This window comes from Sphingobium sp. CR2-8 (assembly GCF_035818615.1).
Taxonomy (GTDB): domain Bacteria; phylum Pseudomonadota; class Alphaproteobacteria; order Sphingomonadales; family Sphingomonadaceae; genus Sphingobium.
In genome coordinates this window covers 2,289,407-2,304,159 of record NZ_JAYKZY010000002.1, presented here as the reverse complement: position 1 = coordinate 2,304,159, position 14,753 = coordinate 2,289,407, and the positions used below count along the sequence as shown (strand labels likewise).

The following is a 14,753-nucleotide window of genomic DNA, read 5'->3' as shown; positions in this document are numbered from 1 at the left end:
GGCGGATCGCCCGGCGCATCGTGCGGCAATAATCACATCTCATGATGGGGGAACAGGCGGATGAGCAGGTGCAAGCTGGTTGTCGGCAATTGGAAGATGAACGGGATGCGCGAGCATCTGGACGAAGTGGAGGCGATCGGCGATCTGGCGGCCGCGCATCCGGCGGTCGAGGTCGGGCTATGCCTGCCCGCGACGCTCATCATGGCGGGGTCGGAACGGCGCGGCGCGGCGTTCATCGGCGCGCAGAACTGCCATATGGACATGAGCGGGGCCTATACCGGTTCGCTCTCGGCCGAAATGCTGGCCGAAGCGGGCGCGACCTGGGTCATCACCGGCCATAGCGAACGGCGCGAGGCGCGCGGCGAAACCAATGCCGACATCGCGGCCAAGGCGCTGGCGGCGAAGGCGGCGGGCCTGAAGGTCATATTATGCGTGGGCGAAAGCCTGGACGTGCGCGACGCGGGCGACGCCGAAGCCGTGGTGTCGGCGCAGTTGCTGGCGTCGTTGCCCGATGGCGCGGCGGCGGACTGGCTGGCGGTGGCCTATGAACCCATCTGGGCGATCGGCACCGGCCGCATCCCGACGATGGAGGCGGTGGCGACGATGCATGCGGCCCTGCGCGCCGCGCTCGCGACGCGGATCGGGGACGAGGCGGCGAAGATGCGCATCCTCTATGGCGGGTCGATGAACGGCGCCAATGCGGCCGAATTGCTGGCAATCGCGGATGTCGACGGCGGCCTGATCGGCGGCGCAAGCCTGACCGCGGCGAAATTCGCGCCGATCATCGAGGCGGCGGACAACAAGGTGACGGCGGCGGCTTGAATATCATGGTGTCCAATCCCCACTCTTCGTCACCCTGAACCTGTTTCAGGGTCCATTCCTCCTCTTGGCCCCAGGACGCGGAGGCGAGATGGATGCTGAAACGCGTTCAGCATGACGAAGATGAGGAAGGTGAGGCGGCGCAACGGTTGCCCCCAACCGCCATCCTCGCTATGTGCGCGCCAACGCACCCCATAATACCGGACACATCGTCGCATGTTCACCTTCCTCCTCGTCGTTCAGGCCATTATTGCGGCCCTGCTGGTTGCCGTCATCCTGATGCAGAAGTCGGAAGGCGGGGGCCTTGGCGTGGGCGGCAGCCCGGCGGGCCTGATGTCGGCGCGCGGCGCGGCGGATTTCCTGACCCGGTCGACCACGGTGCTCGCCAGCATCTTCGTATTGCTGTCGATCGTGATGGCGGTGATCGCGTCGGTGCGGCACGCGCCCAGCGACATCGACACCTCGCTGGTGCGCCAGGCGCCTGCGACGCAGAACGCGCCTGCCCCGGCCGGTAATGCCGATCCGCTGGCCGGTGCGGCCAGCAACGCGGCGTCCGCGCCTGCGTCCAACGGCGCGGTTCCGCTCGCCAACTAAACCTCTCACCGATCTTTTCGATCTTTTTTAAGCGCGCGTGGATTCGCGCGCTTGCCCTTTGCTGTTCCGAAAGGCTAAGCCTCTCCTCCCATGACGCGGTATATTTTCATCACCGGCGGCGTGGTCTCCTCGCTTGGCAAGGGCCTGATGGCCGCTTCGCTTGCAGCTTTGTTGCAGGCACGAGGTTTCCGTGTGCGAATCCGGAAATTCGACCCCTATCTCAACGTTGATCCGGGCACGATGTCGCCATATCAGCATGGCGAAGTCTATGTGACGGACGACGGGGCGGAAACCGACCTGGACCTGGGCCATTATGAGCGCTTCACCGGCGTGTCCGCGCGCCAGAGCGACAATGTGACGCAGGGCCGCGTCTACCAGACGATCATCCAGCGCGAACGGCGCGGCGACTATCTGGGCGCGACGGTGCAGGTCATCCCGCACGTCACCGATGAGATCAAGGCGTTCGCCACCGCCGACACCGAAGATCTGGATTTCGTCCTGTGCGAAATCGGCGGCACCGTGGGCGACATCGAATCGCTGCCTTTCATGGAGGCGATTCGCCAGTTGCATAACGACCTGGATCGCGGCCAGTCGATCTTCGTCCATGTGACGCTGGTGCCCTATATCGCCGCGGCGGGTGAGCTGAAGACCAAGCCGACCCAGCGCAGCGTGCGCGACCTGACCTCGCTCGGCATCCAGCCCGATATTTTGCTCTGCCGCTGCGAACATCCGCTGCCCGACAGCGAGCGCAAGAAGATCGCTTTGTTCTGCAACGTGCGCCCCGAAGCGGTCATCCCCGCGCTGGACGCCAGCAGCATCTATGCCGTGCCGCATCAATATCATGCCGAAGGGCTGGACGAGGAAGTGCTGCGCGCCTTCGGCATCCAGGATGCGCCCGTGCCCCAGCTGGAACGCTGGGACGACATCATGGATCGCCAGCAGAACCCCGAAGGCGAAGTGACGATCGGCGTCGTCGGCAAATATGTCGGCCTGCTCGACGCCTATAAGTCGCTTTACGAAGCGCTCAACCATGGCGGCCTCGCCAATCGGGTGAAGGTCAAGGTCAAGTGGATCGACGCGGAGCTGTTCGAAAAGGGCGACGACATCGTCTCCAGCCTGGAGCCGATGCACGGCATTCTGGTCCCCGGCGGCTTTGGCGTGCGCGGATCGGAAGGCAAGATCGAATTGGTCAAGTTCGCGCGCGAACGCAATGTGCCCTTCTTCGGCATTTGCCTGGGCATGCAGATGGCCTGTATCGAGGGCGCACGGCACACGGCGGGGATCGCGCAGGCGTCCACCACCGAATTTGGCGAGACGCCCGAACCGGTCGTCGGCCTCATCACCGAATGGATGGGCAAGGAAGGCTTGCAGAAGCGGACCGCCGACACCGATCTGGGCGGCACGATGCGCCTGGGCGCCTATCCCGCAAAGCTGGACGGCAACAGCGTCGTCGCGGGTATATACGGCACCAACGACATCAGCGAACGGCACCGTCATCGCTATGAAGTCAACGCCGGTTATCGCGAACCGCTGGAAAAGGGCGGCCTGATCTTCTCGGGCATGTCGCCGGATGGCACGTTGCCCGAAATCGTCGAGCGGCCCGACCACCCCTGGTTCGTGGGCGTGCAGTTCCACCCGGAACTCAAATCCAAACCTTTTGACCCGCACCCGCTATTCGCCAGCTTCATCGAAGCGGCGGTCAAGCAGAGCCGGTTGGTGTAATGCCATCTGCTCACCGGCACGGCGTTGTTTGAGACTAGAGCATAATCCGATCATACAGGATCGGATCATGCTCTGGTTGTTCTTTGTTTTCTGCATTTTACAAGCCAGCAGATGACGCCATCTGCTTCGAAAATGCTCTAGGGGGCAAGCCGTCGCGAGGGCGTTCTCCGGCGCAGGCCGGGGTCCAGTCCCATCCTTAGAACTGGGCCCCGGCCTGCGCCGGGGAACAGTGTCGACTACATATATGTGCTGACCTCTATTCTGACAGGCGCGCCTGTCACTTTGCCGGCGTCAGCTTCAGCAGCCGCCCCTGCGACTTGCCGCCATCTTCCAGCAGCCACAGCGCGCCGTCCGGCCCTTGCTCCACTTCGCGGATGCGTGCGCCCATGTCCCACTGGTCGGCCTTCGACGCCTTCTCGCCGTCCAGCTTTACCCGCACCAGCGATTGGCTGGACAGGCCACCGATGAACAGCGATCCCTTCCACGCCGGGAACAGGTCGCCCGAATAATAGAGCAGGCCGCCGGGCGAGATGACCGGATTCCACCAGACCTTGGGCGCTTCAAAGCCGTCGCCGGGCTTGTGATCGGGAATGTCGCGGCCATCATAATGGCTGCCGTTCGACGCCTTGGGCCAGCCGTAATTCAGGCCGGGCTTGATGAGGTTCACCTCGTCCCCGCCCTTCGGCCCCATTTCCTGTTCCCACAAACGTCCCGCCGAATTGAAAGCCAGCCCAAGCAGGTTGCGATGGCCGTAGGACCAGATGGCAGGGTTGAAGCCCTTGGCTGCGAGCGGATTGCCCGCCGCAGGCGTGCCGTCCAGGTTCAGGCGCAGCACCTTGCCCAGCGTCGCCTTGGGGTCTTGCGCAGGATCGAATTTCTGCCGCTCGCCATTGGTGAAGAACAGATATTTGCCGTCGGGGGAAAAGGCGATGCGCCCGCTATAATGGCCGTCCCCGTCGACATAGGGGCTGGCGCGAAAGATCACGGTGACGCCGTCCAGCTTCGTCGTGCCGTCGCTCGCCTGGTTGAACGCGCCCTTGGCGAGCGCCACGCCCTTGACCCCGTCCCGTTCCTCCGAAAAGCTGAAATAGATCGCCTTGTCTTTGGCGAAGGTCGGCGACGGGACGACGTCCATCAGCGCGCCCTGTCCTGCGCTGTCGACCTTTGGGATGCCCGCGACCGGGATCTTGGTGCCGTTCTTGGGATCGAACAGGATCATCTCACCCGCCTTTTCCGTCACCAGCGCGCGGCCGTCCGGCAGGAAGGTCATGGCCCAGGGCGAGTCGAAATCGGCGATGGTCGCGACCTTGAACGGCTTATCGCCGGACGCGGGCGTCTGGCTGTTGGCCCCTTCGCCCGAACAGGCGATCAGCAGCAGGGGGAGGGCGGTGAGCGTCAAATGGCGCATCTATGTCTCCATCTCGGGGATGTGGGGCACGGGATTGTGCGCAAGGAATGATCGGGGACGAATAATGTTGCAGATTTCGCGACGCGTGCCTATATCGGCCTTGCTTCCTTACATCGTCAAACATGTCAGGGTCGCAAGCGAGACGCTTGCGGCGCGGGAAGCGCGCATAGAGTTTTCCGGAGATTGCATGGCGGACATCGCCCAACTGACTGCATTGATCGAACCCGAGGTGAAGGCCATGGGTTTCGACCTCGTGCGGGTCAAGCTGTTCGGCTCGGGGGACGAGCATACGCTCCAGATCATGGCCGAAGATCCCAGGACCAAGCAATTGGTGATCGAGGATTGCGCCGCCATCTCACGCCGCCTTTCCGATCTGTTCGATGAAGTCGATCCGATCGAGGAAGCCTATCGGCTGGAAGTCAGTTCGCCCGGCATCGACCGGCCGCTGACCCGCCTGCACGACTTCCTCGAATGGTCGGGCCATGAAGCCAAGATTACCGCTACCGAGGTCGTCGATGGCCGCAAGAGCTTTCGCGGCGTCCTGAACGGCGTCGATGGCGACGACATATTGTTTACCGATGTGAAGAGTGGCGACGTCGTCATTCCTTTCGCACTGGTCAGCGACGCGAAGCTGCTGCTGACCGACGCGCTTCTTTCTGCTACAATGCCGCTTTCCTCCGATGGGGCGGATGATTTTGAAACCGAAGAATAAGGGTTCATAAAGCCATGGCCAACGCCATTTCCGCCAATCGGGCCGAACTGATCGCGATCGCCAACAGCGTCGCCTCCGAAAAGATGATCGACAAGGCGATCGTTATCGAAGCGATGGAAGACGCGATCCAGCGCGCCGCCCGCGCGCGCTACGGCGCCGAAAACGACATTCGTGCGAAGCTGGACCCGGAAACCGGCGACCTGCGCCTGTGGCGCGTGGTCGAAGTGGTCGAACTGGTCGAGGATTATTTCAAGCAGGTCGATCTGAAGGCCGGGCAGAAGCTCAAGAAGGACGCCGTGATCGGCGACTTCATCGTCGACCCGCTGCCCGCGATCGACCTGGGCCGCATCGACGCCCAGTCGGCCAAGCAGGTGATCTTCCAGAAGGTCCGCGACGCCGAGCGCGAGCGCCAGCATGAAGAATATAAGGATCGCGTGGGTGAGATCATCACCGGCGTCGTCAAATCGGTCGAGTTCGGCCATGTCGTCGTGAACCTCGGTCGCGCCGAAGGCGTCATCCGCCGCGACCAGCAGATCCCGCGCGAAGTCGTCCGCGTCGGCGACCGCATCCGGTCGGTCGTGCTGAACGTCCGCCGCGAAAATCGCGGGCCGCAGATTTTCCTCAGCCGCGCGCATCCCGAATTCATGAAGAAGCTGTTCGCGCAGGAAGTCCCCGAAATCTACGACGGCGTCATCACCATCATGGCCGCCGCCCGCGATCCGGGCAGCCGCGCCAAGATCGGCGTCATCAGCCGCGACAGCAGCATCGATCCGGTCGGCGCCTGCGTCGGCATGAAGGGCAGCCGCGTCCAGGCCGTCGTGCAGGAAATGCAGGGCGAAAAGATCGACATCATCCCCTGGTCGGAAGATACCGCGACTTTCGTCGTCAACGCGTTGCAGCCTGCCCAGGTCAGCCGCGTCGTCATCGATGAGGAAGAAGAGCGGATCGAAGTCGTCGTCCCCGACGATCAGTTGTCGCTCGCCATCGGTCGTCGCGGCCAGAATGTCCGCCTCGCCAGCCAGCTGACCGGCAAGGCGATCGACATCATGACCGAAGCCGACGCCAGCGAAAAGCGCCAGAAGGAATTCGTCAGCCGTTCCGAACTGTTCCAGAACGAACTGGACGTGGACGAGACGCTGTCGCAGCTGCTGGTCGCCGAAGGCTTCGGCGAGCTGGAAGAAGTCGCCTATGTCGAGATCGACGAACTCGCCTCGATCGAGGGCTTCGACGACGAACTGGCCGGCGAATTGCAGAATCGCGCGTTGGAAGCGCTGGAGCGCCGCGAGGCCGCTGCCCGTGAAGAGCGTACCAATCTGGGCGTCGAGGACGCACTGGCCGGCATGCCGCATCTGACCGAAGCCATGCTGGTGACGCTGGGCAAGGCGGGCATCAAGACGCTGGACGATCTGGCCGACCTTGCCACCGACGAACTGGTGCAGAAGAAGCGCATCGATCAGCGTCGCCGCAAATCCGACAGCGGCGCCGAGGACAAGGGTGGCATATTGGCCGCCTATGGCCTGTCGGACGAGCAGGGCAATGAGATCATCATGGCTGCCCGCGCGCATTGGTTTGAGGATGAGGAAGCGTAAAGCAGATGCCGTTCGTTGATATCCGTCTGGCTGGCGCCGTGACCCGCGAGCAGAAAGCCGCGCTGGTTGCCGACGTCACCCGGTCGCTCGTGGAGCGGCTGGGAAAGCCGGCGGCTGCCGTGCAGATCAACATCACCGAACTCAGCCTCGACAATTATGCCGCGGGTGGCGTGCTGCTTGCAGATCGCGCGCCCGCACCTGCCCCTCTTATAAGGGAGGACGCCTATGTTGCGGACACTCCCCGATGAGAGAATAGCGCCTCTCGACAGCGTCGGCCTTGCCCTTTCATCCGTTTTGGCGGAGGGGCACGCATGACCGAACGCAAATGCATATTGACCGGCGACCGCGCCGACCCGCAAGCGCTGATCCGCCTGGCGATCGGGCCGGAGGGGCAGGTGCTGCCCGACATCCGCGCCAAGGCACCGGGGCGTGGCGCATGGATCGGCGTGTCGCGCGCCGAACTGGAAGCCGCGCTGGCCAAGGGCAAGCTCAAGGGCGCGCTCGCCCGTTCGTTCAAGGACGGTGCGCTCGACATTCCCGCCGACCTGCCCGCCATGATCGAGGCGGGGCTGCGCAAGACATTTTTGGACCGGCTGGGGCTGGAGTCGCGCGCGTCGATGCTGCTGACCGGTTCCGAAAAGATCGACGTCGCCTGCCGCAAGGGGCAGGTGCAATTGCTGCTCCACGCCGCCGATGCGGCGGCCGACGGCAACCGCAAACTGGACCAGGCGCTGCGCGTCGGACGGGAAGCGGAAGGCAGTGATTTGGCGGGCAACGTCTTGCCTGTGGACCGCGACGCCCTATCTATGGCAATGGGGCGCGACAATGTCGTCCATATCGCAGTGACCGACTCGCGTGCGGCGTCGCGTCTGCGTGCGGCCATCGGCCGCTTGGAAAGCTATCTGGGTTGCGCTAACGGGGCGCCTGTACATGGGGAGCATGACTCCGCAGATGTGCCGGGCGTGGTCGGATAAGCGTTTGTTAAGGGCGCCGACGGGCCTTTCCGGTCGGGTGCGGAAGTGAAGGGTTAAGTTCAGTCGTATGAGTGACAGCAAGGAAGACAAGCCGGTTCTGGGCCGCAAGCCGCTGGGCATCAAGCGGACCGTGGAATCCGGTCAGGTGCAGCAGCAGTTCAGCCATGGCCGCAAGAATACGGTCGTGGTGGAAGTGAAGCGGCGCCGCGTCCTGGGCAAGCCGGGTGAGACGACCGGTGCCGCCCCTGCGGCTGCGCCCCAGGCGGACGCCACCCCGGCGCCCGTGGCAGCAGCGCCGCGTCCGGCCGCGCCCGCGCCCCAGCAGACCCGCCCGCCGCAGCCCGCCCCGGTGCGTCAGGCGCCGCCGCAGAGCCTGATGTCGCGTCAGGAATTGCAGGCCAAGCTACTGCGCGAGGCGGAAGAAGCCCGCATGACCGCGCTGGAAGATGCGCGCCGTCGTGAGGACGCCGCCCGTCTGGCCGCGAGCGAGGAAGAAAAGCGTCGCGCCGAGGAAAATCGCCTCGCCGCCGAAGCCCCCTCCCCGGTCGAGCAGCCTGCTGCGCCTGCTGCCGAAGTCGCCGCGCCTGCCGCGGAACCGGCCCAGCAGGAGGCTGCGCCTGCGCCTGTTGCCGATCAGGAAGCGCCTGCCAGCGCCACGGCCGCCCCGACCGCTGCTGCTGCTCCGCCGCCGCGTCGCTTCACCCCGGTCACGCCGGTCAAGCGCCCCGAGCCGACGAAGCCCGAACGCGCCAAGAAGGGCGAGGATAATCGTCGCCAGGCTGGCAAGCTGACCGTGACGAAGGCGCTGGCCGATGACGACAGCGCCCGCGCCCGCAGCCTTGCGGCGCTCAAGCGCGCCCGTGAAAAGGAACGCCGCGCCCATTATGCCGGCGGCGCGCAGCAGCGTGACAAGCAGGTCCGTGATGTCGTGGTGCCTGAAATCATCACCGTGCAGGAACTGGCCAACCGTATGGCCGAAAAGGGCGCGGACCTGGTCAAGTCGTTGTTCAAGATGGGGCAGGCGGTCACGCTCAACCAGCCGATCGATCAGGATACGGCCGAACTGCTGGTGGAAGAATTCGGCCACCGCATCCAGCGCGTGTCCGATGCCGACGTCGAAATCGGTATCACCGGCGATGTCGATGCGCCCGAGACGCTGAAAACGCGTGCCCCGGTCGTCACGATCATGGGCCATGTCGATCACGGCAAGACCTCGCTGCTCGACGCCCTGCGCGGGACCGATGTGGTTGCGGGCGAAAGCGGCGGCATCACCCAGCATATCGGCGCCTATCAGGTGACGACGAAGAAGGGCGATGTCATCACCTTCCTCGACACGCCGGGCCATGAGGCCTTCTCGGAAATGCGGGCCCGTGGCGCCAACGTCACCGACATCGTCATCCTGGTGGTGGCGGCCGACGACGGCCTGATGCCGCAGACGATCGAGGCGATCAACCATACCAAGGCGGCCGGCGTGCCGATGATCGTGGCGATCAACAAGTGCGACAAGCCCGAAGCCAATCCCCAGAAGGTGCGCGAGCGCCTGCTGAGCGAAGAGATCGTGGTCGAGGATATGGGCGGCGACGTGCAGGACGTGGAGGTTTCGGCTCTGAAGAAGACCGGCCTTGACGAACTGATCGACAAGATCCTGCTCCAGGCCGAAGTCATGGAACTGACCGCCAACCCCGATCGCGCTGCCGAAGGCAATGTGATCGAGGCGCAGCTGGACAAGGGCCGTGGCGCGGTCGCCACCGTGCTGGTGCGCAAGGGCACGCTCAAGGTCGGCGACACCTTCGTCATCGGCGCGGAAAGCGGCAAGGTGCGTGCGCTGGTCAATGACAAGGGGCAGCAGGTGAAGACCGCCGGTCCTTCGACCCCGGTCGAAGTGCTGGGCCTGTCCGGCGTTCCCAAGGCGGGCGACCAGCTCACCGTCGTGGAAAACGAAGCCCGCGCCCGCGAAGTCGCGGCCTATCGTCAGGAACAGATCACGCTCAAGCGGACGGCGTCGGTGCCGACCAATTTCGAGAGCATGTTCTCCGCGCTCAACACGACGATGATCGAATATCCGGTCGTCATTCGTGGCGACGTGCAGGGGTCTGTCGAAGCGATCGTCACGGCGCTCAACCGCATTTCGACAGACGAGATCAAGGTGCGCATCCTCAGCTCCGGCGTGGGTGCGATCACCGAAAGCGATGTGACGCTGGCCGCCGCCAGCCGCGCGCCGCTGATCGGCTTCAACGTCCGTCCCAATGCCAAGGCGCGTCCGATGGCCGTGCGCGAGAAGATCTCGCTGCGCTATTATGACGTGATCTACGACCTTCTTGAGGAAGTGCGTAACGAAATGGCAGGGCAGCTGGCGCCCGAACGCATCGAAACGATCGTGGGTCGTGCCGAAGTGCTGCAGGTGTTCCCGGCCGGCAAGAAGGACAAGGCGGCGGGTCTGCTCGTCCTCGACGGCATCATCCGCAAGGGGCTCAATGCGCGCCTCACCCGGTCCGATGTCATCGTGTCGAAGACGGTCATCCACTCGCTGCGTCGCTTCAAGGACGACGTGTCCGAAGTCCGCGCAGGCATGGAATGCGGCGCGGTCCTCCAGGATACGAACGACATCAAGGCTGGCGATACGCTGGAACTGTTCGAGGTCGAAGAACGCCAGCGCACGCTGTGATCCATATTCCCCCTCCTGCTTTGCGGGAGGGGGCTGGGGGTGGGCTCGCCCTCTCCTGAATTACAATGGCCGGTGGGAAGAGCCCACCCCCGGCCCCTCCCGCAAACGGGAGGGGAGGACCGATGTCTAACCAACCCGAAGGCCCCTCCGTCCGGCTGCTGCGCGTGGGCGAACAGGTGCGTCACGTCCTGTCCGAAATCCTCCAGCGCGGCGACGTGCATGACGATGTGCTGGCCAAGCATGTCGTGAGCGTCACCGAAGTGCGCATGTCGCCCGACCTGCGCCACGCCACCATCTTCATCAAGTCGCTGCTGGGTCAGGATGAGGAAGCAGTGCTCAAAGCGCTGCGCACCAACACCGCCTATCTCCAGCGCGAAGTCGCGCGTCGCATCGCGCTTAAATATGCCGCGAAGCTCAAATTCCTGGCCGACGAAAGCTTCGATGAGGGCAGCCATATCGACAAGCTGCTGCGCCAGCCCAAGGTTGCGCAGGATCTGGTGAAGGATGAGGGCGAGGATTGACTAAGTGGGCGGTAAGACGCATCTTACCGCCATGAACGCCAAGACCACCCTGTCGGCCAAAGGTCAGGTCGTGATCCCCAAGGATATCCGTGACCAGCTTGGCCTAGCGCCCGGGCAGGTGCTGGACGTCGTGCCAATGGGCGGCGGCGTATTGCTGAAACCGCAGCACAGGAAGTCCGGCCGCAGCTTCAACGAGATCATGGCGGGCATCAGGGCGCGCTACCAGCATCAAGGGCCGCCGGTTTCCATTGAAGCAATGGACGAGGCCATCGCGCAGATGTTTCGCGACCGCACGGACTGATGGCTGCGGCGCTCGACACCAATGTGCTGATCCGCTTTCTGACAGGCGATGACCTGGCGCAAGCGGCGATCGCGGCGGAGCGGATCGCTCGGGGTTTCGTGCTGCTGCCGACGGTGCTGGTCGAAACGGAATGGGTGCTGCGTGCCAGCTACGGCTGGCCGCGCGAACAGATCAGGGCGGCCTTTCGCGATGTGATCGACCTGCCCACGGCGCTTGCTATTCCGGTCGGCATGGACTGGGTGCTGGATCGCTTCGGGGCGGGCGCCGACTTTGCCGACATGATGCACCTGTCCATGGCTGGCGAAGCGGACGCGTTCGTGACATTCGACCGGCGGATCGAACGGGTGGTGGGGGATGTCCCGCCCGTTGCCGTCATCACATTGGAATGAATCGGGGAATTATCATGCGGGCTTTCTGGTTGTCCTGTGCGCTTCTGTCCTGTGCGGCCATCCCCGCCACCGCCCGCGAACCCGCCATCCATCCCGCCGTCATCGCCGACCCCAAACCGGATGCGGCGCATCCTGCGGGCATGAGCGCCTTCGTCATCCCGGCGCAGGACGGTGCGATGAACGCGGTCATGTATACCGCGGCGGGCGCAGGCATCCACCCCACGCTGCTCCTGCTCCACGGCTTTCCCGGCAACGAACAGAATCTCGATCTGGCGCAGGCCGCGCGGCGCGCCGGATGGAATGTGCTGACGCTCCATTATCGCGGCAGTTGGGGCAGCCCCGGCACCTTCTCCTTCGCTAACGCATCGGAAGACGCCTTTACCGCGCTTCAATATCTCCAGCAGCCTGCAGTCGTCGCGCAATATCATATCGACACCAGCGCGATCGCGGTGGCGGGGCACAGTATGGGCGGTTTCATGGCGGCCGATGCCGCCGCCGCCGAGCCGCGGGTCGCGGGCCTGTTCCTGATCGACCCCTGGGATCCGTCGCAGACCGTCGCGGCGCTGGCGACAGCGGAAGGGGAGGCGGCCTGGAAAGCGGAGGTGGTGAGCGACCTGCCGCCGCTGCATGGCGCGACCTATGAAGGGCTGACCGGCGAGATCAAGGCCGACGCCGCGAAGTTCGATCTGGGCCGTCGTCTGGCGGGCTATGGTCGCCGTCCGCTCACCCTGCTGGGCGCGGAAAAGGGCATCGGCGCGATGGCGCGCAAGGCCGCCGCCGACGCGCAGGGGGCCAACCCGAATGCGCGATTGATGGTCTGGCCGACCGATCATAGTTTTTCCGACAGCCGCATCGCGCTGGCCGACGCGCTGGTGCGTTTCCTGGCTGGCGTCGCGCCCACGATCCGCTAATCGCCGTCCGATGGCGAAGCTCTATTTCTACTACAGCTCCATGAATGCGGGGAAATCCACGACCCTGCTGCAATCGGACTTCAACTATCGCGAACGCGGCATGGACACGATGCTGTGGACCGCGGCGCTGGACGATCGCTATGGCCGGGGGCGGGTCGTGTCGCGCATCGGGCTGGAGGCGCAGGCCCATCTGTTCGATCCGCAGGTCGATATCTTCGCCGCCATCGCCGCCCAGAACGACGCGACGCCGCTGTCCTGCGTGCTGATAGATGAAGCGCAGTTTCTGACCGAAGAACAGGTCTGGCAATTGGGCGCGGTGTGCGACCGGCTGGGCATTCCTGTCCTCTGCTACGGCATCCGCACCGACTTTCAGGGGCAGCTCTTCCCCGGCAGCGCCGCGCTGCTGGGGCTGGCCGACACGCTGAGCGAGATCAAGACGGTGTGCGATTGCGGGCGCAAGGCGACGATGAACCTGCGCGTCGATCAGGCGGGCAGGGCGATCCGACAGGGCGACCAGACCGAAATCGGCGGCAACGACCGCTATGTGGCGCTGTGCCGCCGTCATTTCGTGGAGCAGATGCAGCGATGAACCGCATGGACCTACTGCTCGCGCCGATCGATGCGCCCGGCCTTCATCTGGAACAGTTGCGCGAAGCGCATCGCGAGATGCTGCGCCCGCTCTGTCCGGTCGACGATCCGGTGTGGGATATCTTCCCGAGCAACTGGTCGGGCGATCATTTCGACGCGATTTTCGACGCGACCCTCGCCAATCCCGATCGTTGCCCCTTCCTGATCCTGGCCGATGGCGCAGCCGTCGGCATGTCAGGCTATCTGCATATCAACCCGGCGGACAACTGGCTGGAACTGGGCGGCACCTATATGACGCCATCCGCGCGCGGCACCGGGTTGAATGGCCGGATCAAGCCGCTGCTGATCGGGCGTGCCCTCGATTGCGGCTTCACGCGCATCGAATTTCGCATCGATGCCCGCAACATCCGCTCGCAAAAGGCGGTAGAGAAGCTGGGCGCGGTGCGCGAAGGCGTGCTGCGCAAGCAACGCATCACCTGGACCGGCCATGTGCGCGACACGGTGATCTATGCGATCCTGGCCGACGAGTGGCGCGGGCGGGTCTGAGCCATTGTTCCCCGGCATAGGCCGGGGAACAATGGCCTGAATGGATTTATATCAGAATGCGATGATGCTGACCTATAAGGCAGTTCCCCGGCGAAGGCCGGGGTCCAGTTCTGAGCGCGGGACTGGACCCGGCCTTCGCCGGGGAACAGTTCTATAGGTTTCTATCAATGCAACTCGGTATTACCCGATCGTCGCGATCCAGTCCGGCAGGTCTGCCAACCCGTGCAATTGCGTGAAGCAGGGATGCTCCGTCGGTGCGGCCGCGCTTTCATGCGACCATCCGCCCTCCTGCGGGATGAAGGCGGCCCAGGCCCCAGCCTCTAGCGCGGGTAATATGTCCGATCGCATCGAATCGCCTGCCATCACGGCCTGCTCCGGCGCTACGCCGACACGGGCAAAGAGGGCGCGGAAGGTATCCACCTTCTTGTCGCTGACGATCTCGATGCCGGAAAACAGGTCGCCCAGGCCCGACGCAGCCAGCTTGCTTTCCTGATGCAACAGGTCGCCCTTCGTCACCAGCACCAGCGGCGCGACCTTGGCCAGGCGTTCCAGCGTCTCCTCCACCCCGTCGAACAGCACGACCGGATGGGCGAGCAGCGCGCGACCCGCCGCCAATATCCCCGCGATCATCGACGTCGACAGCTTGTCGCCGGCCAGGTCCACCGCCGTCTCGATCATCGACAGGGTAAAGCCCTTCGCCCCGTAGCCATAAAGCGGCAGATTGCGCGTCTCGCACGCGATCAACCGCTCGCGCGTCACGTCGGCGTCGGCAAAGGGGCGCAACATGTCGAGCAGCGCGTCTTCGGTCGCGTTGAAATGGCGCATATTGTGCCAGAGCGTATCGTCGGCATCGAGGCAGATGAGCTTGATCGTCATGCGCGCCCTGTATCGCGGGACAGGGCGAAGGGAAATGGTGGAATTGAGACTGCGATCGAACCACCCCTGCCATAACACATATGCGTCACCCCGGACTTGATCCGGGTCCCGCTGCCGTGTCTGCCACCGACCCGCGCA

The 14,753-nt window shown here is 64.3% G+C and carries 16 protein-coding genes; 14 read left to right on the top strand and 2 right to left on the bottom strand.

Features of this window, described 5'->3' with window-relative positions:
• Positions 1 to 60 precede the first annotated feature (60 nt).
• From tpiA to U5A82_RS15115, 3 genes are all read left to right on the top strand, one after another.
• Positions 61 to 822: a triose-phosphate isomerase gene (gene tpiA / locus U5A82_RS15125; protein WP_326291663.1), complete on the top strand. Its 762-nt coding sequence runs from the start codon at positions 61 to 63 to the stop codon at positions 820 to 822.
• Between the two features lie 213 nt (positions 823 to 1,035).
• A complete protein-coding gene (gene secG, locus U5A82_RS15120; protein WP_326291662.1) occupies positions 1,036 to 1,413 on the top strand; it encodes a preprotein translocase subunit SecG in 378 nt (125 codons plus the stop codon).
• Positions 1,414 to 1,503: 90 nt separating this feature from the next.
• A complete protein-coding gene (locus U5A82_RS15115) occupies positions 1,504 to 3,135 on the top strand; it encodes a CTP synthase (protein ID WP_326291661.1) in 1,632 nt (543 codons plus the stop codon).
• Between the two features lie 277 nt (positions 3,136 to 3,412).
• Here the strand turns inward: U5A82_RS15115 and U5A82_RS15110 are convergent, their stop codons facing one another.
• Complete coding sequence (locus U5A82_RS15110) at positions 3,413 to 4,543, bottom strand: PQQ-dependent sugar dehydrogenase (protein WP_326291660.1); 1,131 nt, start codon at positions 4,541 to 4,543, stop codon at positions 3,413 to 3,415.
• 187 nt (positions 4,544 to 4,730) lie between these two features.
• On the opposite strand from U5A82_RS15110, the gene rimP reads away from it, so the two are divergent.
• From rimP to U5A82_RS15055, 11 genes are all read left to right on the top strand, one after another.
• Entirely contained in the window at positions 4,731 to 5,255 is a 525-nt protein-coding gene (gene rimP, locus U5A82_RS15105) for a ribosome maturation protein RimP (RefSeq protein WP_326291659.1), read from the top strand.
• Between the two features lie 14 nt (positions 5,256 to 5,269).
• Positions 5,270 to 6,844: a transcription termination factor NusA gene (nusA, locus tag U5A82_RS15100; RefSeq protein WP_326291658.1), complete on the top strand. Its 1,575-nt coding sequence runs from the start codon at positions 5,270 to 5,272 to the stop codon at positions 6,842 to 6,844.
• A gap of 5 nt (positions 6,845 to 6,849) precedes the next feature.
• Complete coding sequence (locus tag U5A82_RS15095; protein ID WP_326291657.1) at positions 6,850 to 7,092, top strand: tautomerase family protein; 243 nt, start codon at positions 6,850 to 6,852, stop codon at positions 7,090 to 7,092.
• Positions 7,093 to 7,155: 63 nt separating this feature from the next.
• Positions 7,156 to 7,818, top strand: a complete 663-nt coding sequence (locus tag U5A82_RS15090; RefSeq protein WP_326291656.1) for a DUF448 domain-containing protein — start codon at positions 7,156 to 7,158, stop codon at positions 7,816 to 7,818.
• Positions 7,819 to 7,885: 67 nt separating this feature from the next.
• A complete protein-coding gene (gene infB / locus U5A82_RS15085) occupies positions 7,886 to 10,483 on the top strand; it encodes a translation initiation factor IF-2 (RefSeq protein ID WP_326291655.1) in 2,598 nt (865 codons plus the stop codon).
• 122 nt (positions 10,484 to 10,605) lie between these two features.
• Positions 10,606 to 11,004 carry a 30S ribosome-binding factor RbfA gene (rbfA, locus tag U5A82_RS15080; RefSeq protein ID WP_326291654.1) on the top strand — a complete coding sequence of 133 codons (399 nt, stop codon included), beginning with the start codon at positions 10,606 to 10,608 and terminating at the stop codon, positions 11,002 to 11,004.
• A gap of 31 nt (positions 11,005 to 11,035) precedes the next feature.
• Positions 11,036 to 11,305 (top strand): AbrB/MazE/SpoVT family DNA-binding domain-containing protein, encoded by a 270-nt coding sequence (locus U5A82_RS15075; protein ID WP_326291653.1) that lies wholly within the window; start codon positions 11,036 to 11,038, stop codon positions 11,303 to 11,305.
• On the top strand, positions 11,305 to 11,694 hold the full coding sequence (locus U5A82_RS15070; protein WP_326291652.1) for a type II toxin-antitoxin system VapC family toxin: 390 nt from the start codon (positions 11,305 to 11,307) through the stop codon (positions 11,692 to 11,694). The genes U5A82_RS15075 and U5A82_RS15070 overlap by 1 nt, the downstream gene beginning before the upstream one ends.
• Positions 11,695 to 11,708: 14 nt before the next feature.
• Entirely contained in the window at positions 11,709 to 12,605 is an 897-nt protein-coding gene (locus U5A82_RS15065) for an alpha/beta hydrolase family protein (RefSeq protein WP_326291651.1), read from the top strand.
• A gap of 10 nt (positions 12,606 to 12,615) precedes the next feature.
• Positions 12,616 to 13,194, top strand: coding sequence for a thymidine kinase (locus tag U5A82_RS15060; RefSeq protein WP_326291650.1), 579 nt, complete (start codon positions 12,616 to 12,618; stop codon positions 13,192 to 13,194).
• Positions 13,191 to 13,739, top strand: coding sequence for a GNAT family N-acetyltransferase (locus U5A82_RS15055; RefSeq protein ID WP_326291649.1), 549 nt, complete (start codon positions 13,191 to 13,193; stop codon positions 13,737 to 13,739). Before U5A82_RS15060 ends, U5A82_RS15055 begins: the two co-directional genes overlap by 4 nt.
• A 180-nt stretch (positions 13,740 to 13,919) precedes the next feature.
• Here U5A82_RS15055 and U5A82_RS15050 read toward each other — a convergent pair whose 3' ends face one another.
• Positions 13,920 to 14,615, bottom strand: coding sequence for an HAD family hydrolase (locus tag U5A82_RS15050; protein WP_326291648.1), 696 nt, complete (start codon positions 14,613 to 14,615; stop codon positions 13,920 to 13,922).
• Between the last annotated feature and the right edge of the window lie 138 nt (positions 14,616 to 14,753).

Bases quoted from the DNA above. Each gene is read 5' to 3' on its own strand.
- tpiA (WP_326291663.1), top strand. From the start codon at position 61: ATGAGCAGGTGCAAGCTGGTTGTCGGCAATTGGAAGATGAACGGGATG.
- secG (WP_326291662.1), top strand. From the start codon at position 1,036: ATGTTCACCTTCCTCCTCGTCGTTCAGGCCATTATTGCGGCCCTGCTG.
- U5A82_RS15115 (WP_326291661.1), top strand. From the start codon at position 1,504: ATGACGCGGTATATTTTCATCACCGGCGGCGTGGTCTCCTCGCTTGGC.
- U5A82_RS15110 (WP_326291660.1), bottom strand. From the start codon at position 4,543: ATGCGCCATTTGACGCTCACCGCCCTCCCCCTGCTGCTGATCGCCTGT.
- rimP (WP_326291659.1), top strand. From the start codon at position 4,731: ATGGCGGACATCGCCCAACTGACTGCATTGATCGAACCCGAGGTGAAG.
- nusA (WP_326291658.1), top strand. From the start codon at position 5,270: ATGGCCAACGCCATTTCCGCCAATCGGGCCGAACTGATCGCGATCGCC.
- U5A82_RS15095 (WP_326291657.1), top strand. From the start codon at position 6,850: ATGCCGTTCGTTGATATCCGTCTGGCTGGCGCCGTGACCCGCGAGCAG.
- U5A82_RS15090 (WP_326291656.1), top strand. From the start codon at position 7,156: ATGACCGAACGCAAATGCATATTGACCGGCGACCGCGCCGACCCGCAA.
- infB (WP_326291655.1), top strand. From the start codon at position 7,886: ATGAGTGACAGCAAGGAAGACAAGCCGGTTCTGGGCCGCAAGCCGCTG.
- rbfA (WP_326291654.1), top strand. From the start codon at position 10,606: ATGTCTAACCAACCCGAAGGCCCCTCCGTCCGGCTGCTGCGCGTGGGC.
- U5A82_RS15075 (WP_326291653.1), top strand. From the start codon at position 11,036: ATGAACGCCAAGACCACCCTGTCGGCCAAAGGTCAGGTCGTGATCCCC.
- U5A82_RS15070 (WP_326291652.1), top strand. From the start codon at position 11,305: ATGGCTGCGGCGCTCGACACCAATGTGCTGATCCGCTTTCTGACAGGC.
- U5A82_RS15065 (WP_326291651.1), top strand. From the start codon at position 11,709: ATGCGGGCTTTCTGGTTGTCCTGTGCGCTTCTGTCCTGTGCGGCCATC.
- U5A82_RS15060 (WP_326291650.1), top strand. From the start codon at position 12,616: ATGGCGAAGCTCTATTTCTACTACAGCTCCATGAATGCGGGGAAATCC.
- U5A82_RS15055 (WP_326291649.1), top strand. From the start codon at position 13,191: ATGAACCGCATGGACCTACTGCTCGCGCCGATCGATGCGCCCGGCCTT.
- U5A82_RS15050 (WP_326291648.1), bottom strand. From the start codon at position 14,615: ATGACGATCAAGCTCATCTGCCTCGATGCCGACGATACGCTCTGGCAC.